Origin of the sequence: Burkholderia sp. LMG 13014, assembly GCF_905232215.1 — a bacterium.
Taxonomy (GTDB): domain Bacteria; phylum Pseudomonadota; class Gammaproteobacteria; order Burkholderiales; family Burkholderiaceae; genus Burkholderia.
Window position 1 is genome coordinate 1 of record NZ_CAJNKE010000057.1, and the last position, 20,997, is coordinate 20,997.

Sequence of the window (20,997 nt, forward strand, 5' to 3'; positions counted from 1 at the left end):
GACGCCGCACGTCGCGTCGCAGTATGTCGGCGGCAAGATCTTCCAGGGCCTGCTCGTGTTCGATCCGCAGCTGAAGGCGGTGCCCGTGCTCGCGCGCAGCTGGAACGGTTCCGCGGACGGGCTGCGCTACACGTTCGACCTGCAGCCCGGCGTGCGCTGGCACGACGGGCAGCCGTTCGGCGCGCAGGACGTGGTCGTCACGCTGAAGGAGATCGCACCGCAGGCGCTGCCGCGCACGAAGGTGACGTTCGACAAGTACATCGCGTCGATCGACGCGAGCGGCCCGCTGCAGGTGACGATCCGCCTGAAGACACCGTACGCGGGGCTGATCAACCTGCTCGGCAGCGGCTTGCTGCCGATCCTGCCGGCGCACCTGTACCAGGGCAAGGACCCGCGCGCCAATCCGGCGAACCAGCAGCCGGTCGGCACCGGGCCGTTCGTGTTTCGCGAATGGAAGCGCGGTGCGTACATCCGGCTCGCGCGCAATCCGGACTACTGGAAGAAAGGGCTGCCGTATCTCGACGGGATCGTATTCAATATCGTGCCCGACTCGGCTGCGCGCTCGATCGCGTTCGAGCGCGGGCAGGTTCATGCGTTGCGCGCGGGCGACGTCGACTATGCGGACCTCGCACGGCTGTCGAAACTGCCGGGCGTCGAGCTGACGACGCAGGGATGGGAGCTGTTCACCGGCATGGCGTTTCTCGAACTGAACCAGCGCAAGCCGCCGTTCGACAACGTGCTCGTGCGGCAGGCGGTGCTGCAGGCACTCGATCGCCAGTTCATCGTCGACCGGATCTTTTTCGGCTACGGGAAAGTGGCGAACGGGCCGTTCGTATCGTCGTCGCCGTTCTACGATCCGGACGTGCCGCGCTTCCCGCACGACCCGGAGCGGGCGCGCGCGCTGATCCGGCAGTCCGGCGTGGACGTCGGCAAGTATCCGCTCGTGTTGCTCAACGGCGAGAAGGGCGGCGCATGGGAGCGCGTGGCCGAATACACGCAGCAGGCGCTCGGCCAGGCCGGGTTTCGCGTGCGCGTGCAGACGACCGACGCGGCCGGCTGGTATGCGCGCGTCGCGAACTGGGATTTCGACCTGAGCTACAACTTCCTGTTCCAGAACGCGGACCCCGATTTCGGCGTCGCGCCGCTGTACCGGATCGATGGCATTTCGAAGGGCTCGCCGTTCGGCAACGTCGAGGGCTATCGCAACCCGAAGGCCGACGCGCTGTGGGATGACGCCGCGCAAGCGATCGACCCGGCCGCGCGTCGCAGGCTCTATGCGCAGATCCAGGCCACGCTCGCGAACGACGCGGCGATCGCGAACATCTTCGAGATGGTCAACCCGACGGTGTACCGGCGCAATGTCCACAACCTGCTGCGCACGGCCACCAGCGTGAACGACAGCCTCGAGGACACCTGGATCGGGTGATGCGATGAAAACGGTGCTGCGTGTGTCGTCGACGATGCTCAGGGGTGTGGCGGTCGTGCTGGGCGTCCTGATCGTCAACTTCTTCCTGGTCCGGCTCGCGCCCGGCGATCCCGCGCTGGCGCTCGCCGGCGATGCAGGCTCCGGCGACGCCGCGTATGTCGAGCGGCTGCGCATGCAGCTCGGGTTGAGCCGGCCGCTCGTCGAGCAGTTCGCGCTGTATCTGCGCGGGCTCGCGCACGTCGACTTCGGCTTCTCGTACCGGAACCAGTTGCCCGTGCTGCAGCTCGTCGTCGAGCGGCTGCCCGCGACGCTGCTGCTGATGGCGGCCGCGTTTGCCGTGTCGGTCGCGGTCGGCGTGACGGCGGGCGCCGTCGCCGCCTGGTGCGAGTCGCGCGACGGCGCATGGGCGCGCCGCGTGTCGCGCGCGATCGGCGCACTGTCGGTGATCGTCTACGCGACGCCGCTGTTCTGGTTGTCGCTGATGAGCGTGATCGCGTTCTCGGTCGTGCTCGGCTGGCTGCCGTCGTTCGGCATGGAAAGCGTCGGCGCGGGCTACACCGGATGGCGCCACGTGCTCGACGTGGCCGCGCATCTCGCGCTGCCGGCGGGCACGCTCGGGCTCGTCTACGCGGCGATCTACGTGCAGCTGACGCGGGCGGCGATGCTCGAGGTGATCGAGCGCGACTTCGTCCGGACCGCACGCGCGAAGGGCGCGTCCGAGCCGCGCGTGATGATTCGCCACGTCCTGCGCAACGCGCTGCTGCCCGTCGTCACGCTTGGCGGCCTGCAGCTCGGGCAGCTCGCCGGCGGCGCGCTCGTCACCGAGATCGTGTTCGCATGGCCGGGGCTCGGCGGGCTGATGTACGACGCGCTGCTGCAGCGCGACTATCCGGTGCTGCTCGGGTTGCTGGCCGTCGTCGCGGCGCTGGTCGTCGTGTTCAATGCGTTGACGGACCTGTTGTACGGGCTCGTCGATCCGCGCCTCCAGTTGCCGGAGGCGCGATGACGAGCCGCTTCCTGCGCAGGTTCGCGCACACGCCAGGGGCGCCTGCCGGCATGCTGTTGCTCGCGGTGGCCGCGCTCGTCGCGCTGACCGCGCCGCTGTGGCTGCCTTCGCCGTGGAGCATGGGTGCCGAGCCGTTGATGCGGCCGCTGCTGCGCGCGAGCCATCCGCTCGGCACCGACATGCTCGGGCGCGACGTGCTGGTCGGGATCCTGTGGAGCACGCGCGTGTCGCTGTTCGTCGGCCTGGCGGCGACGGTCGCGACGTTCGCGCTCGGCGTATCGATCGGCGCGCTTGCCGGCTGGTGCGGCGGGTGGGTCGACCGCGTGCTGATGGGTATCACGACGCTGTTCCAGACCGTGCCGCAATTCGCGGTGGCCGTCACGATCGCGGCCGTGCTCGGCGCGTCGCTCGAGTCGACCATCGTCGCGATCGCCGCCGTGTCGTGGCCCGCGATCGCGCGGCTCGTGCGCGGCGAGTTCCTCGGGCTGGCGCACCGGGAGTTCGTCCTGGCGGCCCGGCTTGCCGGCGAGTCGCCGGGGGCGCTCGTGTGGCGCCAGATCCTGCCGCACGTGTGGCCGCCGCTCGCGGTGCTGGCCGCGCTGATGGTCGCGACGGCGATCCTGACCGAGTCGGCACTGTCGTTCCTCGGGCTCGGCGATCCGTCGCAGATGAGCTGGGGATTCATGATCGGCGCGGCCCGCAACGTGATTCGCGACGCATGGTGGCTGAGCATCTGGCCCGGCCTCGCGATCGTCGCGACCGCGCTGGCGGTCAATCGCGTCGGCGAGGGGGTGCGTCATGCGTCGGCCGTCGCGGAGCGCGCGCGATGAATGGCGCGCCGCTGCTGTCGGTCGAGCGGCTGACGCTCGCGTTGCCGCCCGGTGCGGAGCGTCGCGACGCGGTGAGCGACGTGTCGCTGACGGTCGCTTCGGGAGAAGTGCTGTGCGTGGTCGGCGCGTCCGGATCGGGCAAATCGCTGCTCGCGGCGTCGCTCGCGGGCCTGTTGCCGCGCGGCGTCCGGCATGCCGGCGGACGGATCGTGCTGCGCGGCCGGGACCTGTCTCGATGCACCGACGCGGCGTGGCGCGCGGTGCGCGGCCGCGAGGTGTCGACGATCTTCCAGGACCCGCAGGCCGCGCTGAATCCGCTGATGACGGTCGGCGCGCAGATCGACGAGGTGCTGCGCGTGCATCGCGTGCTGACCGGCCGTGGCGAGGCCGCGGCCCGCGCCGCGCGCGTGACCGCGTTGTTGCAGGACGTCGGGTTGCCGGACCCGGAGCGGTTGCGGCACAGCTATCCCGATGCGCTGTCCGGCGGGCAGCGGCAGCGCGTGATGATCGCGATGGCGTTGGGGCTCGAACCGGCGCTGCTGATCGCGGACGAACCGACGACCGCACTCGACGTGACGACACAGGCGCGCGTGCTCGCACTGATCGCACGGGCGGCCCGCGCGACCCGCGCCGGCGTGCTGCTGATCACGCACGACTTTGGCGTGGTCGCGCAAATCGCGGATCGCGTCGCGGTGCTGCGCGACGGGGAACTGGTCGAGAGCGGCCGGGCGGCCGACGTGCTGCGCGCGCCGCGTCACCCCTATACGCAGGCGCTGCTCGCGGCCGTGCCGCAAGGCCGGGTCACACCGCGCGTCGTCATCCGCAGCGGCGTGCCGTTGCTCGACGTGCACGGCCTCCACAAGCGCTATGCGGCGCGCCGTGCGCTGCCGTTCGTGCCCGCACGCGGCCGGCGCGGCGTCGATGCGCTGGTCGATGTCGGCTTCACGCTGCATGCGGGCGAAACGCTCGGCATCGTCGGCGAATCGGGCTCCGGCAAGTCGACGCTCGCGCGCGCGCTGCTGCGGCTCGCGCGTGTGGATTCGGGCCGCATCGTGCTGCGCGGGGAACACGATCTCGCGCGCCTGACGGAAAGGGCGCTGCGCCCGCTGCGGCGCGAGATCCAGATGGTGTTCCAGGACCCGTACGCATCGCTGAACACGCGCCAGACGATCGCGCGGATCGTCGCAACGGGCCCGCTCGCGCATGGTGTCGAACCGGCTGCCGCCTATCGGCTCGCGGCTGAGCTGATGACGCTGGTCGGCCTGCCGCCGGAAGCGCTCGACCGCTATCCGCACCAGTTTTCCGGTGGCCAGCGGCAACGCATCAGCCTCGCACGCGCGCTGGCGCTCGATCCGTCGATTCTCGTTGCCGACGAGATGGTGTCGGGCCTCGACGTGTCCGTGCAGGCGCAGGTGCTCGAGTTGCTCGCGGCGGTACAGCGCCGGCGCGCGATGGCGATCGTGTTCGTCACGCATGACTTGCGCGTGGCCGCGCAGATCTGCGACCGGATCGCGGTGATGCGGGCGGGGCAGGTGGTGGAGCTCGGCGACACCGCCCAGGTTTTCGGCCGGCCGCGCCATCCTTACACGCGCGAGCTGATCGATGCGATGCCGGTATTGCCGCCACGTGCGGCCGCGGCGGAACGCGCACGGCACGCACAACCCATCGACGAGGAGCATCCATGAGTTCCGTTTCGACCCACGCGGCCGGTTCGGCCGTCGTGACCGGCACGCCGGTCGAGGTGCGTGCCACGCGCACGCTGAGCGTCGCGCATCGCGCGGCCCCGCCGGGCTCGCCGCATGCGGGCACCGTCGTGTTCTTCGCGCACGGCGGGGGCGGCAACAAGAACCAGTGGCGTCGCCAGTGGCGGACGTTCGGCGATGCCGGCTACGGGCTCGTCGCCTGGGATTTCCTCGGCCACGGCGACAGCCCGCGGCCGCATGCGGGTGGCGGCGCGTACCACGGCGAAGAAACGTTACGCGACTATCTCGCGCTGTTCCACCGCTACAAGGGCACGCACAACGTGCTGGTCGCCCATTCGCTGGGCACCGGCAGCACGCTCGCGCTGCTCGAACGGCTGGCCGGCCTCGGGCGACTGCACGAGGTGAGTGGCGCCCTGTTGCTTGGCACGCAGCTCGCGCGCCCCGTGTCGCGGCAGTCGCCGTTACCGGGCTGGTTGCTCGAATGGATCAAGCCGGTGTTTGCACGGCGCTTCCGGCGGCTTGCGTGGCATCCGGATGCGGATCCGGCGCTCGTCGCGTACGAGTCGCGTATCGCACGCGGCAACCGGATGACGACGTTCCAGGCCGTTTTGCGCGATGCGCCGTGGCCCGATGCCGCGCGGCTGGCCGCGCTCGACTTGCCGGTGACGGTGCTGGCCGGCGATGCCGACGGCCTGACGCCGCCGGCGGGCGGGCATGCGCTGGCCGACGCGTTGCCGGACGCGACGTTCGACGTTCTCCACGCGTGCGGCCATCAGCTGATGCTGGAGCAGCCCGACGCGGTGAATGTCGCGTTGCTTGCATTGCTCGAACGCATCGCGCACCCGGCCGCGTCGGCATGAGCGACGGCGAGCGGGAGGATGCGCGGGGTAAGCAGGATTCGGCTGGCATGCCGGCATCCCGCCGTTGCCCGCATGGTTCATGCGTATCGGCTGGTGGCGCGGCCATCAGCAGATTTTCACCATTTTCGCTCCCGACGGCGGGACAGGTCGCGCGGGACGTTACGCCGATCTGCGGCGCCTGCGGGACATGACCCCGCCGGTTCCGGGACGGGGCGACGGTTCGTGAGGAGGCAGTCGATGTCTGAAGTCGCAACTTCGTTGGATCAGCGTGATCGTTTTGTCTACGTGTCTGCAAAGGATCCGCTTGCCCGGCCGCTGTTCGACGAGCTGGCGTACGAATACAGCAGCCGTTACGCCGCTTATATTCCGGAAGAAGAGCTTGGCAAGGAGCTGGTGCGCTATCCGGCCGAGGCGTTTGCACCGCCACAGGGTGCGTTCCTGCTGCTGTTGAGGCACGAGCAGGCGATCGCGGGCGGTGCCTTCATGCGCCATCACTCGCCGGGTACCGCGGAGTTCAAGCGCATCTGGGTCAGCAGGATTCACCGGCGTCAGGGATTGGCGCGGCGGGTCCTTGCCGAACTCGAAGCGCAGGCTGCCCGACAAGGGTACACGCGCATCCATCTGGGGACCGGGCCACGACAACCCGAAGCGGTCGGGCTGTATCGGTCCTCCGGCTATACGCTGCTGTCGTCGCACGATTTCGGCGAGGACGCGCCTCCTGGCGTGCTGTTCGAAAAACATCTGCTTCCGGTGCAAGCCGTGCATCCGGGCAATCGTGAATGACTCGACGCTTCGGGAAGCGATGCACGTGCCGGTGCGCGATGATCGTGCGGCGCCCGTGACTCGGGAGCGATCATCCGGCCGCACCGGGCGACGTGGTCGAGCGTGTCGTGTGCATCGTTCGTCGGACGCAGAAGCGGGCGCCGGCGCGAACAGCGCGCCGGGCGTTTGCGTGGCGATGGGCTTCGCCGCGCGCCCCGATCCGATGATGGTCACACCTGCGGCGCCGGCGTATCGATGCCGATACGGCTGCCGGCTGGCGGCGCATTTTCAGCAGCAGGTGCCGACTGGATACGAAGGCGAGCGCGGCCATTCCCCGTTTCATCTTTTCGGGACGTTATCTATCGCATGCCAATCAGTTTCAAGTGAGAGGCAGTTACCTCGGCGTTACTTGGTATTTTTGTTGTTTACGATATGTAATCCTGATTATATTTTTTGTGTGAATAACGATTTCGAAAATGCTTGGTTTTCGCGTGAATGATTGTCGCGCACCATGACATGAATCGATACACCGATGTACACGTGTCGAACGAAACATTCATATGGGAAAAATTGAGGCAGATGAATCAATGCATCTGACGTATCAGTGACTGATGAAGTAATCTACACCTCCCCGCTCGACCCGATTGCCAAGCCGTTGTTTGATGAATTGTCGATCGAGTATTCCACGCGCTACCAGGATTTTCACGCCATGCCGCCGCAAGTCGTGCGGGATGAACTCCTGACGCACCCGGTGGAATTGTTTGCGCCGCCCGAAGGCGCTTTTATCCTGATTCGACGGGAGCGTGAAGTCGTCGGCGGTGGCGCCTATCAGCGCTACGACGAAACGACGGCCGAGCTCAAGCGCATCTGGGTGCATTCCAGTGTGCGTCGTCAAGGTCTGGCACGCCGTATCGTGGCAGAGCTCGAGTCGCGCGCGTTGCGGCACGGGTATCGCAGGGTCTACCTCACGACCGGGTTTCGTCAACCGGAAGCCGCGAGCCTCTATCTCGGCGCAGGCTACGCGCCGCTATACGATCAGGCGATCGCGACGGAGGTGCATTGGCGGTTGCCTTTTGCGAAGGATCTGCTCGCACCGGGGCGTACCGATTCGCTGCGGGATCTGAAACCGGATGGCCCGTTGGGCAGGCCGTTCTGAACCAAACGAATGAACACTTCAATGGGGTATCGAAAGATGAATCGTCGTCGCGGGATCTTCTCGGCCTTGTCTTGCGCGTTTGCCGCGATGGTATTGGGGTGGGGCGGCATGGCGCAGTCGGCGACGTCGTTCAACCTGAGCCCGGATCAGCATGACCGCCCTCGGGCCACGCCGGCCGCGGAAGCGATCAAGCTGATTCCGGGGAACTTCCGGTTCGTCGAAAAGGGCGTGCTGACGGTCGGGATCGCGGTGGCGGCACCGCCGATCAGCGCGTTCGCGACGGATGCGAAGACCATCGTCGGGGCCGATCCGGATCTTGCGCAACTGGTTGCGGACGAACTCGGCCTGAAGCTCAGGCTCGTGCCGCTCGCGTGGGCGGACTGGCCGCTCGCCGTGGCGTCCGGAAAGGTGGACGCCGTGCTGTCGAACGTGACCGTGACCGAGGTGCGCAAGCAGAAATTCGACTTCTCGACCTATCGTCGCGACGTGCTGGGCTTCTACGTCGAGCAGGGCAGTTCGATCAGGCAGATTCGCGAACCGAAGGATATCGCCGGACTGCGCATCATCGGCGACTCGGGGACCAACCAGGAGAAGATCCTGCTGGCGTGGGACAAGGAGAACGTCGCGCATGGCTTGAAGCCGATTCACGTGCTGTATTACGACGATCCTTCGGTGCGGATGCTGGCACTCGTATCAGGGCGCGTCGATGCGATTTTCAGCGTCAATGCCGGCCTGGCCTACCAGGAGAGCCAGGGCGCGAAGATACGACTGGTCGGCGCGGTCAGCGGCGGATGGCCGCGCACGGCCGAAGTGGCGGTCACTACCCGCAAGGGAAGTGGTCTCGCGGATCCGGTGACTTACGCGATCAATGACCTGATTCGGAACGGCAAGTATCGACAGGTGCTGGAGCGCTGGAATCTGGGCAGCGAGGCGATCGAAAGAGCCGCGACGAATCCCCCGGGGCTGCCGGATCTCTGAAGCGGCGTGACGGGCTGAAGGTCGTCCATCACACGGCATCGTTTCATGACAATGATACGTATTCCTGATGATGTGTCTGTCGCACGGGCAGCATGTCATCGACAATGAGCGGAGAAATCATGCAGCACATTCGGGGCGAAGGGGTTTCGCTGAAGACGCGCAGAACGGTGATGTCGGTTGCGGTTGCGGCAGGCGTATTTCATGGTGCGGCCTGGGCGCAGGAAGGCGTGAAGGACGACGGGGCCGCAGCGGTCGCGGTGCCTGCAAGCAGTGCGACCGCGCCGGTGCCGACGGCTGCGTCGGTGCCGGAGAGCCCGGTGAAGGTTCAGGACCGGGTGGTGATCACGGGTTCGCGTACCGAGACCCGTGCCAGCAAAAGCCTGACGCCGATCGACGTGATCGGGGGCGATCAGTTGCGCGCGACCGGGCAGGCCAACCTGCGCGATGCGCTGGTGAAACTGTCGCCGTCGATCACGAAAACCACGTACTCGGGCGATACCGGCGTACTGACCGACACGCTGTCGCTGCATGGCCTCTCTCCCGACCACGTGCTCGTGCTGGTGAACGGCAAGCGCCGCCATACGACTGCGAACATCACGCTCGATCCGGGCCTGAACCAGGGTTCGACCGGCGTGGACATCGATACCATTCCGGTCGGCTTGATCGACCATATCGAAGTGCTGCGGGACGGCGCATCCGCGCAGTATGGTTCCGATGCCATTGCCGGTGTGATCAACATCATTCTGAAGCGCAACGCGCGCGGCGGCGAACTTGACTCGACCAACGGGCAGACTTATTCGGGTGACGGTTTCAAGACGAGTGAGTCCGCCACCATCGGCCTGAATCTCGGCGACAAGGGTTTCCTGGACCTGAGTGCCGGATTCGACCGGCAGAATCATACGATCCGTACCGGGCCTGACGATTACTTCGGGCGGTTTCCTCAAGGGCAGGGCTACTACAACCCGATCCTGGGCGACCCGGCGAGCTCGCGCGAAACGGTCGGCTTCAACGCAGGCTACTACCTCGGCGACGATGTCGAGCTGTACGGCTTCGGTACCTATGCGCACCGCAACGGCGATGCGTACCAGAACTACCGCCCGCCATCGGTTCTGCCGCAGGTCTACCCGAACGGGTTCGTACCGGTTGAAACGATCAACGAGAACGATTACTCGATCACGGCCGGGGTCAAGGGAAAGAACCTGTTCGGCTGGGCGTGGGACCTGAGCACGACCTACGGTGGCGATTACAACGTGTTCGGGATGCGCAATTCCGCCAACACGGGGTTGTACGCCGCACAGGGATCCACGCCGACCACCTTCCATCTGTCGTCCGTCGGCAATACCCAGCTGACGAACAACCTCGATTTGTCGCGGGCGTTCAACGTGCCGCTGCTGCCTGCGCCGCTGAACGTCGCGGTGGGCGTCGAGCAGCGTCGCGAAACCTACACGATCCGCGGCGGCGACCAGGCGTCGTGGCTCTACGGCGGTTCGGCCGCGTTGCCGGGCCTGGCTCCGGTGAGCGCGAGCGACATCTCGCGGAACGTGATCGGCACGTATGTCGATCTGTCGACTTACCTGACGCCGAAATGGCAGGTGGCGCTCGCCGGTCGCTACGAGCACTACAACGACGTCGGCGATACGACCAACGGCAAGGTTTCCACGCGCTACCAGTTCTCGCCGGCGGTGGCGGTGCGCGGCAGCGTGAGTTCCGGTTTTCGTGCGCCGTCGCTGGCGCAGGAATCCTATACCAGCGTGACGACGTCGCCCGCGTCCGTCGGCGGCATCCTGGCGACGACATCGCCAGGCGCACGCCTGATCGGCGCCCAGGCACTGAAGCCTGAAGAGTCGACCAGCTACAACTTCGGGCTGGTGCTCAATCCGGTGCGCGATCTGCAACTGACGATCGATGCCTACCAGATCAATATCCGGAACCGGATCGTGCTCGGCGGCACGGCATCGGGCGCTTCCGCCATTGCCGCGCTCGAGGGCGCGGGCCTGACGGTGCCGGGATCGGTGCCGGCGTCGGCGGTCAGTGCGAGCTACTTCACCAACGGCGCCAACACGCGGACGCGGGGGATCGACCTGGCGGGTACGTATCACACGAGTTTCGGACGGTATGGCCAGGTCGACTGGGATTTCGGGGTGAACCTGAACACGACCTCCGTTACCCATATCGCCAATGGGTCGAACGGCAAGCCCTCGCTGAACGGGCAGCAGATCGCCTCGCTTTCCACGACGACGCCGAAAAACAAGATCATCGTCGGGGGCACCTGGCATCTCGACAAGTGGGCAATCACGCTGCACGAGACACGCTATGGCAAGACTTCCGGCGAAGCGACGTACATCGTCGGGCCGAACGCGTTCTCGACCTCGCAATTCGTTCATTTCGAGGACGCCGCGCGGTACATCACGGATGTCGAGGTGCGCTATGACGTGACCAAGTCATTCCAGATCGCGGCCGGTGCACAGAACCTGTTCGACGTGCGTCCGACCAAGCTGCCGTATGAAGCGCAGCTGGAAGGCGCGCAGTACAGCGGCGGCAGCACGATCGGTGTCAATGGCGGTTTCTATTATCTTCGGGCCCGCTATCTGTTCTGATCCACGGTCGATATGCATAGCAGAAATGACCGTAACGAGCGGATGACGCGTTCTCCATAATGGAAATCTGCTCGGCATTCTCAGCTGCAATGCTCACCGCTTGAAGACCTCATGAAGTGGGTGAGATTGCGTTCTTGCAAGGTTGAGTTCCATGTCCTATTCCCTGTCGATTCTCGATAAGAGCCCGATTGCAGAAGGATCGAGTGCGCATGACGCGTTGAATTTCACGATCGCGCTTGCCAGGCGCGCCGATGCGCTCGGCTACAAGCGCTACTGGATCGCGGAGCACCATGGCGCCGCGGGTCTCGCCAGTTCGGCGCCCGAGATTGTCGTGTCGCATTTGCTCGCGCATACCACGCGGATTCGAGTGGGTTCGGGCGGCGTGATGCTCCAGCACTACAGTCCGTACAAAGTGGCCGAATCGTTCCGGGTGCTGGCTTCGCTCGCGCCGGGGCGGATCGACCTGGGGGTCGGCAAGGCGCCCGGTGGCCTGCCGCTTTCGACGCGCGCGCTGCAATGGTTTCACGACACGACGAGGAAGCCGGATTTCGCCGCGCAACTCGCCGAACTGGATGCGTTCCTCGGCGCGGGCGTGCCTGCGGATCATCCGCTGGCCGGTGCGGTTGCCGGGCCGAACCCGCCGGAGCCGCCGCAGCGCATTCTGCTGGGCGGCAACCCGGAGAGCGCCGAGCTGGCCGCGCGCCACGGCTGGCAGTTTTGCCATGCAGGCCACTTCAACGGTGACGTCGCCAATCTCGAGCGGTCGATCGATGTCTATCGCAAGGCGACCGGCCACGCGCCGCTGCTTGCACTGTTCGCGGTGGCCGCGCACTCGTCCGAGGAGGCGAAGCGCCAGGTCGGGACGCTGAAAATCTTCAAGCTTCGATTCGGGAACGGGCAGGGCGTCAATCTGCCGAGCCGCGAAGCGGCGACCGATTTCGCGCGGCAGATCGGCGTCACCGATTTCCGGATCGACGAACTGCATCCCCGGGTCATTGCCGGGACGCCGGAAGAGGTGCGTCGGGAGCTGGATGCGCTGCACGAGCGCTTCGGGATCGACGAATTCGTCATCGACAACCCGGTGGCGGACTACGCGAAGCGCCTGGCATCGATCGAGGCGCTGGCCGGCGTCGAGCAGCAGGTCGCGGCCTGACGGCTGCCGATCGTCCTTTCATGATGTCGGCTTGCCGCGCTTCGCAAGCCGCCATGCAACCGCAGAGACTGCGTGACGGATCGACCAGAGATGCGTAAAGGCAGTGTGATGAACGATATTTCCAGGATGGCCGGCAGCGCGCATTTCGTGCCGGACAATACGTCGCTGGCAGCGCCGGACTACGCGCACGACCGGATCGTGCCGGCCCGGTATCCGGCGCGAACGGCAGGCACGATTGCCACGATCGCGCTGATCGTGTTCGTCCTGCATTCGGTGCTTGGCAACCCGCACTGGGGCTGGCCCGTGTTTGCCCGGTGGTTCTTCTCGGAGGCCGTTCTGGCGGGGCTGGGGCAGACGCTGCTGCTGACGGCGCTCGGTGCGGTGCTGGGCTTCGCGCTGGCCATTCCGCTTGCGCTCGCGCGACTCTCGCGTTCGCCGCTGCTGTCGTCTTGCTCGTGGGCATACATCTGGCTGTTCCGCTCGATCCCGACGATCGTGCTGCTGCTGTTGCTGAACAATCTCGGCTATCTGTACGACACGGTCAGGCTGGGCATCCCGTTCACGCACGTCGTATTCCTGCAGGGCCCGACCACGGATCTGATCACGCCGTTCATGGCGGCCGTGCTGGGGCTGACGCTGGCCCAGGCCGCGTTCGCCGCGGAGGCGATTCGCGGCGGGATTCTGGCGGTCGATCCCGGGCAACGCGAGGCCGCGGCCGCGCTCGGCATGCCGCGCTCGCGGCAGACCTGGCGCATCGTGCTGCCGCAGGCGATGCGGGCGATCCTGCCCGCCGCGTTCAACGATGTGATCGGTCTCGCGAAGGGGACGGCGGTTGTCTATATCCTCGCAATGCCGGACCTGTTCTATACGGTTCAGATCATCTACCACCGCAATCTGGAAGTGATTCCGATGTTGATGGTCGCGACCGTCTGGTATTTGGTGATCCTCACCGTCCTGTCGGCGATCCAGGTTCATATCGAACGCTACTACGCTCGCGGTGCAACCCGAGACCGTGGTGCCGCGCCATTCCTGTCCGGCTTCCTGCGTCAAGGCCGCCTTGCCCGCACCGCGCCGGGGCGACGGTCAGGAGGGACGATCGACCGCCGGAGCCACGACGGCGCATCGCATGCGGAGGAAACCGGGTGGGCGCAGCAGCGTGTCGGCGCGGCCGTCGGGATTCATCGCGTGTCGAAGCGTTTCGGGATGCTCAAGGTGCTCGACAACGTGTCGCTATCCATTCCGTCGGGCAGCGTCACCGTCATTCTCGGGCAGTCGGGTTCGGGCAAGTCGACCCTGTTGCGCACCATCAACCATCTCGAGCGGGTGGACGACGGCTTCATCGATATCGACGGTGAACTGGTCGGCTATCGGCGCGACGGGCGCACGCTTTACGAACTCAAGGAAAAGGACATCCTGCGCCGGCGTGCCGAGGTGGGGATGGTGTTCCAGAGCTTCAACCTGTTCCCGCATTTGACCGTTCTCGAGAACGTCGTCGAGGCGCCGGTCGCCGCCGGTTTGCCGCGCGCCCAGGCCGAAGACGAGGCACGTGCGCTGCTGGCCCGCGTCGGCCTCGCGGACAAGGTCGACGCATGGCCGCGTCAGCTGTCCGGCGGGCAGCAGCAGCGCGTGGCGATTGCACGTGCGCTGGCCCTCAAGCCCAAGGTGTTGCTGTTCGACGAACCGACTTCCGCGCTCGACCCGGAGCTCGTCAACGAAGTGCTCGACGTGATTCGTCAGCTTGCCCGCTCCGGAACCACGCTGATCGTCGTGACGCACGAGATCGGTTTCGCGCGGGAGGTGGCCGATACGGTCGTGTTCATGGACGGCGGGCGCATCGTGGAGTCGGGGCCGCCGTCGGCGGTGCTCGCGGCGCCGTCGCATCCGCGGACGCGCGAGTTCCTGTCCAAAGTGCTGTCGTAGTCGTGCACCAGGGCCAATGACGAAGGATACGAAAGTGAGCAACGTACGCATTGATCATATTGCCTTCCTGACACCGGGAAATTACCCCGACGAAGACGCGGCAGCGGGATTCGAGCGGACGCTCGACCTGTTCCGCACCGGCGAGGCGCTCGGTTACGACAGCGCGTGGGTACGGCAACGCCATCTCGAGCGCGCCGTATCGTCGGCCGCCACGTTTCTCGCGGCGGCGAGCCAGCGCACGACGCGGATCGGATTGGGCGCGGCGGTCATCCAGATGGGATACGAGAATCCATTCCGGCTGGCCGAGGACCTCGCAACCGTCGATGTGCTCTCGCACGGGCGGCTCCACGTCGGGCTCAGCGCAGGCGCGCCGAATCACGGGGCGCTGCTGGGCGAACGCCTGTTCGACACCGATCCCGACCTGGTCGACTTCTCGCACGCGCGGGTGACCCGGCTGCGCCGCAATCTTGCCGGCGACTGGCTCGGCGACGAGGAGACGTTCGTGGAATCGGCCGCGGGCCGGGTCCGGCCGCGCGTGGGCCCCTTTGCGCCCGGCTTGACGGGGCGGCTCTGGTACGGGGGCGGGTCCAGGCGGTCGATCGAATGGGCCGCGAGGAACGGATTCAACCTGCTGATCGGCAATGTGACCACGGGCGAGGGCACCGACAGCTATCTCGACGCCCAGTTGCAGCAACTGGCGCTGTATCGCGACCATTGGCAGGAAGCCCAGGCGCCGCGTATCGCGCTGGGGCGTGTCATCGTACCGACCGACGGAGCAAGCGCGAAGGAGCGCGAACGCTATGTCGCGTTTGCGGCCGCGCGTCATGCCCGCACGCTGGCGCCACAGGGCGAGCGGCGCACGCTGTTCGCGCCGGATCTCGTCGGCACCTCGGACGAGATCGTCGCGCGGCTGCTGGCCGATCCGGTGCTCGGACAGGTGCGGGAACTGCGCATCGAATTGCCTTACGACCTGCCGTTCGAGAATTATCGGCAGATTCTCGATGATTTCGTGACGCGTATCGCACCGGCACTCGGCTGGCGTCCTGCCGACCGGCGCGAACAGGTTGCGGCCTGACTGGCGGCGCGTATGCGGTCCGGCGGATGCGAACACCGCGCCGGACGCCTGACCCAATTGGCCCTGGATTGAACATGACAACCGCTTCTCCATCCCGGCTCGCGGCAATCGGCCGTCCGCGCGAGTTCGGCAAAAAAAAGACCCACCCGGTGCGTCGCTTCAGCGGCATCGCGATTGCCATCGCGTTGCACCTCGTCCTGATATGGGCGCTCGTGAACGGCCTGGCGACCCGGGTCGTCCAGATCGTCCAGCAACCGATCGAGGCGCGCATCATCGTGCCGGTGAAACCGCCTCCTCCTCCTCCGCCGAAACCGGTCGAAAAGGTCGTGTCGAAGCCACGGGTGACGGCGCCGCCGCCGCCGTTCGTGCCGCCGCCCGAGGTGCATGTGCAGGCGCCGCCGCCGGCCACCATCACGCATCAGGACACGCCGGTCCCGACCGCACCGGTGCACGAAGCCCCACCCGCGCCCGTGCCGGTACCGGTTGCCAAGTCGGTGAACCACGAGATTGGCGTGGTCTGCCCGAATTCGGACGAGGTTCGCGCGTCGATCGTCTATCCGCAGGAGGCGCAGGACAACAACATCACGGGTGACGTGACCGTCGAATTCACCGTCGACCCGGATGGCCGCGTCACGAACCTGCGGGTCGCGCAGCCGGCGGATCCGGTGCTCAATCGTGCCGCGCTCAACGCGGTCAAGCGCTTTAACTGCATTGCCCAGGGGCAATCCGTGCGCGTGCGGGTACCGTTTTCCTTCAACCTGAACTGAGGCGGGCCCGGCGAGGCGGCGGGCGCCACCCACTTGTCGAATCGATCCAACATGCATATGGAGTCCTTATGAAAAAGCATTTTCGTGCCGCACTGGCGGCAAGCCTGATGATCGCCGCTGGCGCGGGAGGCGTGCTGGTTTCCCCGCAAACCGTGCTTGCACAGGAGAAGGCCGCGACACAGGTACAGACAGCATCCGGTGCATCGCCGATCGTGGCGGCACCCGCTGCTGCAAATGGATCGGAACGCCCGCTGCCGCCGCCCGAACCCGCAACGTCGGCGACCGTCGAGAACCCTTACGGCCTGGGCGCCCTGTGGTCGAACGGCGACTTCGTCGCCCGCTTCGTCCTGGCGCTGCTCGTGGTCATGTCGCTCGGCAGCTGGTACGTCATGGTGACCAAGTTCATCGAGCAGGCGCGTGCGAACAGCCGCGCGAAGTCGGCCGACGAGCAGGTCTGGAACGCGCCGACGCTGGCCGAGGGCACGGCCCAGCTCGACGATGCGTCGCCGTTTCGCTTCATCGCCGAGAACGCGATCGAGGCGGGGGAGCACCACGACACGGCGCTGCTCGATTCGGTCGACCGCAATACCTGGATCGAGTTGAACATCGAGCGTTCGATTACCAACGTCTCGAACCGCCTGCAGGACGGCCTGGCGTTTCTGGGTACGGTGGGTTCCACCGCGCCGTTTGTCGGGCTGTTCGGTACGGTGTGGGGGATCTATCACGCGTTGACGGCCATCGGCATCGCGGGCCAGGCGTCGATCGACAAGGTCGCGGGGCCGGTGGGCGAGGCGCTGATCATGACCGCGATCGGTCTGGCGGTGGCCGTGCCGGCGGTGCTCGGCTACAACTTCCTCGTGCGCCGCAACAAGTCCGTGATGGAACGTGTGCGCAACTTCGGCGCGCAACTGCACACGGTATTGCTCGCGGGCGGCAGACGGACCGCGGGCCGTATTGCGCCGCAAGCGGCCCAGGCGCCGCAGGCGCTTGCCGTGCAACCCTGAGCGGAGTCGGCCATGGCAATCAGCGTTGGCGGTGACGACAACGACGAGGTGACCTCGGCGATCAACACGACGCCGCTCGTGGACGTGATGCTGGTGTTGCTGATCATCTTCCTCATCACGATCCCGGTGGTGACGCACACGATTCAGGTGCAGCTGCCGGCGGAGCGGGTCCAGCCGCTGCAGACGCAGCCGAAGAGCATCGAGATCGCGGTGAACCGGCAGGGCGACCTCTTCTGGGGCACCGAGCATGTGGACCTTCATACGCTGGTGTCGCGCCTGAAAGAGATTTCGTCGCAGACGCCGCAACCGGACGTGCACGTGCGCGGCGACCAGGCGACGCCGTACCAGTACATCGGCCAGGTCGTCACGGCATGCGAGCGGGCCGGTGTCGTCAAGGTCGCCTTCATCACGGAGCCGCCCGCACGCGGGGGTTAAGGAGTTCGAACGATGGGTATGAACGCAGGCTCCCCAGGGAGCAAGGACGAGCCGGACGTGATGGTGGACATCAACACCACGCCGCTGATCGACGTCATGCTGGTGCTGCTGATCATGTTGATCATCACGATCCCGATCCAGATGCATTCGGTGAAGATGAACCTGCCGGTGGGGAACCCGCCGCCGCCGCCGCATCCGCCCCAGGTGGTACAGATCGACATCGGCGCGGACGGATCGGTCAACTGGAACGGCGCACCCGTGAACGGGCCGGCAGGGCTCGCGGCGAGGTTCCGTGAAGTCGTGGCCGAAGCCGACCAGGACGAGATCCGGTTGCGTCCGGACAAGGCGGCGCCTTACCGTGCGGTAGCCGAGGTGCTGGCGTCGGCCCAACGCGAAGGCGCGACGAAGATCGGCCTGATCGGCAACGAGCAGTTTACGCAGTGAGCCGTCGAGAGACCGTCCCCCAACCGAGTCACTACTTTTCATTCGACATGAGCGACGCAAGCACATTGACGCACAACGGGCGTTCCAGGCAAATTCACCTCGGCGCGACGATCCACGGGCCGGGCGGTCACTACGCCGGGTGGCGCCATCCCGACGCGGTGATCGACGCGAGCATCAACCCCGACTTCGCCAAGGACGTGGCCCGTCAGGCCGAGGCCGGCAAGTTCGATTTCGTGTTCGTGGCCGACGGCCTGCACATCAACGCGAAGTCGATTCCGCACTTCCTGAACCGGTTCGAGCCGCTCACGCTGCTGGCGGCGCTGTCGGCCGTGACCGAACGGGTGGGGTTGGTCGGGACCTTGTCGACGTCCTACAGCGAGCCGTTTACCGTGGCTAGGCAGTTTGCGAGCCTCGACCACCTGAGCCGCGGGCGCGCGGGGTGGAACGTGGTGACGTCACCGCTCGAAGGGTCTGCCCGAAACTTCTCGCGCACGGAACATCCGGAGCACGATGAACGCTACCGGATCGCCGACGAGTATCTCGACGTCACGAAAGGCCTCTGGGATTCGTGGGAGGAAGACGCATTCGTGCGCGATCGCGCGAGTGGGGTCTTCTTCGATCCGGAAAAGCTCCATACGCTCGATCACAAGGGAAAGTATTTCTCGGTCGAGGGGCCGTTGAACGTCGGACGTACGCCGCAGGCTCGTCCGATCCTGTTTCAGGCCGGTGCGTCCGACGCGGGCAAGCAGCTCGCGGCGAAGCATGCGGATGCCGTGTTTACGCACCATGACACGCTGGCACAAGCGCAGGCGTTCTATGCGGATCTCAAGGGTCAGGTAACCGGGCAGGGCCGCGATCCCGACGACCTGAAGATATTCCAGGGAATCGGCGTGATCGTGGGCACGTCGGCCGACGATGCGGAACGGCAGTATCAGGACAGCCTGAAGCTGATCACGATCGACAGTGCGCTCAACCATCTCGGCCGGTTCTTCGAGCATCACGATTTCGGCCAGTACCCGCTCGACGATCCCTTTCCGGAACTCGGCGACCTCGGCAGCAACAGCTTCCGCAGCGGGACGGACGAAATCAAGCGCCACGCGCGCGAGCGCGGCCTGACCTTGCGCCAGGTCGCACTCGAATCGGCTGCGCCGCGCCCGCGATTCATCGGCACGCCGGCGCACATCGCGGATGGCTTGCAGGAATGGTTCGAGGCGCGCGGGGCGGACGGTTTCATTGTCGGCGGCGGCACGCCCACGGCATTTGCCGAATTCGTCGAGCAGGTCGTGCCGATCCTCCGGCAACGCGGCCTGTTCCGCGCGGACTACCACGGCACGACCTTGCGCGACCATCTCGGGGTGTCCTATCCGCTCAACCGATACGCCGTGTCATGACCCGGCTGCCGACATCGAAGCGATCCGTGCACCGATCCGGTGAATGACGGCATCCGGACGATCGCAAACCCCGCGCGAAATCGTCGATGCCCGGCGCCCGGGAGCCGGCGACGGCCGCGTAGATGCCGGCGGCGCAGCGATGCCGGCCGAAGCCGGCCGCAGCGCGATTGCTCGAGGGTTCTCCACAGGGTTATGCACGGAAATTGTGGATAACTCGCGGGGGCGTGAAGGGCCGCCGTCGATCCCTGAAGCGAACGCGCACGTCGCAATGCGACATCACGCACCGCGAATTGCTTTGCTGAAAAGATCGTTTCGTGGCTGTCGCGGAACGGAATAGCATCAAGACCCCTCTCCATTGGCCACCACATGCGAGGCCAATCATTGCGACCGTACCGGCCCGATCATGACGACACTGAACGACTATCTCGAACAGAAGCGCGACGCCTGGCTCGCGAAAAAGGACGCCGCCCGCGGCAATCCGGACTTCAAGGCGACGCCGCTGAAAGCGAACGTGCGCGCGCTGGGCCGCAGCGGCGTGCGGGAGATCCGCATTCGCGATTTCCAGGTGATCAGCGACAGTCCGCCTGATTTCGCGGGCTACAACCTCGGGCCGGCGTCGCCGGAGTTGCAGCTCGGCGTGCTGGGCAGTTGCCTGACGCACATCACGCTGATTCAGGCCGCGGAGCGCGGCCTGAAGATCGACTCCGTCGAAGTCGAGGTGACCGGCGACCAGCATCCGCTCGCGCAGCAACCGGGTTTCGAGCATGTGCCGGTGTTCCCGCACAATCTGCGCTATACGCTCGATATCGTGTCGCCCGAACCGCCGGAGTCGATTCGGGCACTCCATGAGGCGGTCGAGGCCGTGTGCCCGATCTTCAACCTGCTGAGACTGCCGCAGACCATCGATGGTGAATTGCGACATACGCACGGTTGAAGTGCACCGGCGCGTTGCGGCACTTAACGTCGCTGCGGCGTGAGCGGGCACGCGCGACACCCGCGCACCCTGTTGGGGCCTCGATGTGACGGAGATGCTTGTCGCACTGGCACGACGCGGCGGATGCGTCGCCCCGGCGCCGAACGCGTGCCGGATCGGGGTCGAGAGACGCCGGTGACGAATCAGCCGGCGAGGATTCCGGCTTCGGAGGTTGGATAACCACGCGGCTGGCGCTTCGCGTCGTCGGCACGATCCTGAAAATGCTGGAACGCATCCAGCAGCCGCGCGCGCAGCACGGCCAGCGTCGGGTCGCGCCGATCGCGCGGCCGGGCGACCTCGACGTGGATCGCGTCGTCGATGCGGCCCGGGTTGGGCGCGAGCATCAGCACGCGATCGCCCAGATACAGTGCTTCGTCCAGATCGTGCGTGACGACGATCGCGGCCATCCGGTGCCGCTCGACGACGTCGAGCAGCAGCGTCTGCAACCGCATCCGGGTCATCGCATCGACCGCGCTGAACGGTTCGTCGAGCAGCAGCAGGTCCGGCTCGCCGAACA

The 20,997-nt window shown here is 66.3% G+C and carries 19 protein-coding genes and 1 pseudogene; 19 read left to right on the plus strand and 1 reads right to left on the minus strand.

Annotated elements, in window-relative coordinates; genetic code table 11:
• The 19 genes from JYJ84_RS09940 to JYJ84_RS10030 form a co-directional block, all read left to right on the plus strand.
• Positions 1-1,426 (plus strand): ABC transporter substrate-binding protein (locus JYJ84_RS09940; protein ID WP_205189176.1); only part of this gene is annotated, 1,426 nt, incomplete at its 5' end.
• A gap of 4 nt (positions 1,427-1,430) precedes the next feature.
• Positions 1,431-2,432 (plus strand): ABC transporter permease, encoded by a 1,002-nt coding sequence (locus JYJ84_RS09945; RefSeq protein WP_175220949.1) that lies wholly within the window; start codon positions 1,431-1,433, stop codon positions 2,430-2,432.
• Positions 2,429-3,262, plus strand: coding sequence for an ABC transporter permease (locus JYJ84_RS09950; RefSeq protein WP_175220952.1), 834 nt, complete (start codon positions 2,429-2,431; stop codon positions 3,260-3,262). Before JYJ84_RS09945 ends, JYJ84_RS09950 begins: the two co-directional genes overlap by 4 nt.
• Positions 3,259-4,947, plus strand: a complete 1,689-nt coding sequence (locus JYJ84_RS09955; protein WP_175220954.1) for an ABC transporter ATP-binding protein — start codon at positions 3,259-3,261, stop codon at positions 4,945-4,947. The genes JYJ84_RS09950 and JYJ84_RS09955 overlap by 4 nt, the downstream gene beginning before the upstream one ends.
• Positions 4,944-5,825: an alpha/beta fold hydrolase gene (locus tag JYJ84_RS09960; protein WP_175220956.1), complete on the plus strand. Its 882-nt coding sequence runs from the start codon at positions 4,944-4,946 to the stop codon at positions 5,823-5,825. Before JYJ84_RS09955 ends, JYJ84_RS09960 begins: the two co-directional genes overlap by 4 nt.
• A gap of 237 nt (positions 5,826-6,062) precedes the next feature.
• Positions 6,063-6,608, plus strand: a complete 546-nt coding sequence (locus tag JYJ84_RS09965) for a GNAT family N-acetyltransferase (RefSeq protein ID WP_175220958.1) — start codon at positions 6,063-6,065, stop codon at positions 6,606-6,608.
• Between the two features lie 109 nt (positions 6,609-6,717).
• A complete protein-coding gene (locus JYJ84_RS09970; protein WP_175220960.1) occupies positions 6,718-7,086 on the plus strand; it encodes a hypothetical protein in 369 nt (122 codons plus the stop codon).
• Positions 7,087-7,242: 156 nt separating this feature from the next.
• A complete protein-coding gene (locus tag JYJ84_RS09975) occupies positions 7,243-7,743 on the plus strand; it encodes a GNAT family N-acetyltransferase (RefSeq protein WP_175221208.1) in 501 nt (166 codons plus the stop codon).
• Between the two features lie 36 nt (positions 7,744-7,779).
• On the plus strand, positions 7,780-8,721 hold the full coding sequence (locus JYJ84_RS09980) for an ABC transporter substrate-binding protein (protein WP_175220962.1): 942 nt from the start codon (positions 7,780-7,782) through the stop codon (positions 8,719-8,721).
• A 119-nt stretch (positions 8,722-8,840) separates the two neighbouring features.
• A complete protein-coding gene (locus JYJ84_RS09985; RefSeq protein ID WP_174957675.1) occupies positions 8,841-11,318 on the plus strand; it encodes a TonB-dependent siderophore receptor in 2,478 nt (825 codons plus the stop codon).
• 151 nt (positions 11,319-11,469) lie between these two features.
• A complete protein-coding gene (locus tag JYJ84_RS09990; protein ID WP_175220964.1) occupies positions 11,470-12,471 on the plus strand; it encodes an LLM class flavin-dependent oxidoreductase in 1,002 nt (333 codons plus the stop codon).
• 108 nt (positions 12,472-12,579) lie between these two features.
• Positions 12,580-14,391 (plus strand): amino acid ABC transporter permease/ATP-binding protein, encoded by a 1,812-nt coding sequence (locus JYJ84_RS38235; RefSeq protein WP_175220966.1) that lies wholly within the window; start codon positions 12,580-12,582, stop codon positions 14,389-14,391.
• Positions 14,392-14,425: 34 nt separating this feature from the next.
• A complete protein-coding gene (locus tag JYJ84_RS10000) occupies positions 14,426-15,466 on the plus strand; it encodes an LLM class flavin-dependent oxidoreductase (RefSeq protein WP_236027361.1) in 1,041 nt (346 codons plus the stop codon).
• Positions 15,467-15,540: 74 nt separating this feature from the next.
• Positions 15,541-16,233, plus strand: a complete 693-nt coding sequence (locus JYJ84_RS10005; RefSeq protein ID WP_175221209.1) for an energy transducer TonB — start codon at positions 15,541-15,543, stop codon at positions 16,231-16,233.
• Positions 16,234-16,301: 68 nt separating this feature from the next.
• The gene (locus JYJ84_RS10010; protein ID WP_175220970.1) at positions 16,302-17,237 is read left to right on the plus strand and encodes a MotA/TolQ/ExbB proton channel family protein; all 936 of its coding nucleotides are present in this window, start codon (positions 16,302-16,304) and stop codon (positions 17,235-17,237) included.
• A gap of 12 nt (positions 17,238-17,249) precedes the next feature.
• Positions 17,250-17,672, plus strand: a complete 423-nt coding sequence (locus JYJ84_RS10015; protein WP_175220972.1) for a biopolymer transporter ExbD — start codon at positions 17,250-17,252, stop codon at positions 17,670-17,672.
• A gap of 12 nt (positions 17,673-17,684) precedes the next feature.
• Entirely contained in the window at positions 17,685-18,116 is a 432-nt protein-coding gene (locus JYJ84_RS10020; protein WP_175220974.1) for a biopolymer transporter ExbD, read from the plus strand.
• Between the two features lie 47 nt (positions 18,117-18,163).
• Positions 18,164-19,507 (plus strand): LLM class flavin-dependent oxidoreductase, encoded by a 1,344-nt coding sequence (locus JYJ84_RS10025; RefSeq protein WP_175220976.1) that lies wholly within the window; start codon positions 18,164-18,166, stop codon positions 19,505-19,507.
• Between the two features lie 403 nt (positions 19,508-19,910).
• Positions 19,911-20,441 carry an OsmC family protein gene (locus JYJ84_RS10030; RefSeq protein WP_122950015.1) on the plus strand — a complete coding sequence of 177 codons (531 nt, stop codon included), beginning with the start codon at positions 19,911-19,913 and terminating at the stop codon, positions 20,439-20,441.
• A gap of 182 nt (positions 20,442-20,623) precedes the next feature.
• Here JYJ84_RS10030 and JYJ84_RS10035 read toward each other — a convergent pair.
• Positions 20,624-20,997: pseudogene (locus tag JYJ84_RS10035) on the minus strand (ABC transporter ATP-binding protein); the annotation flags it as partial.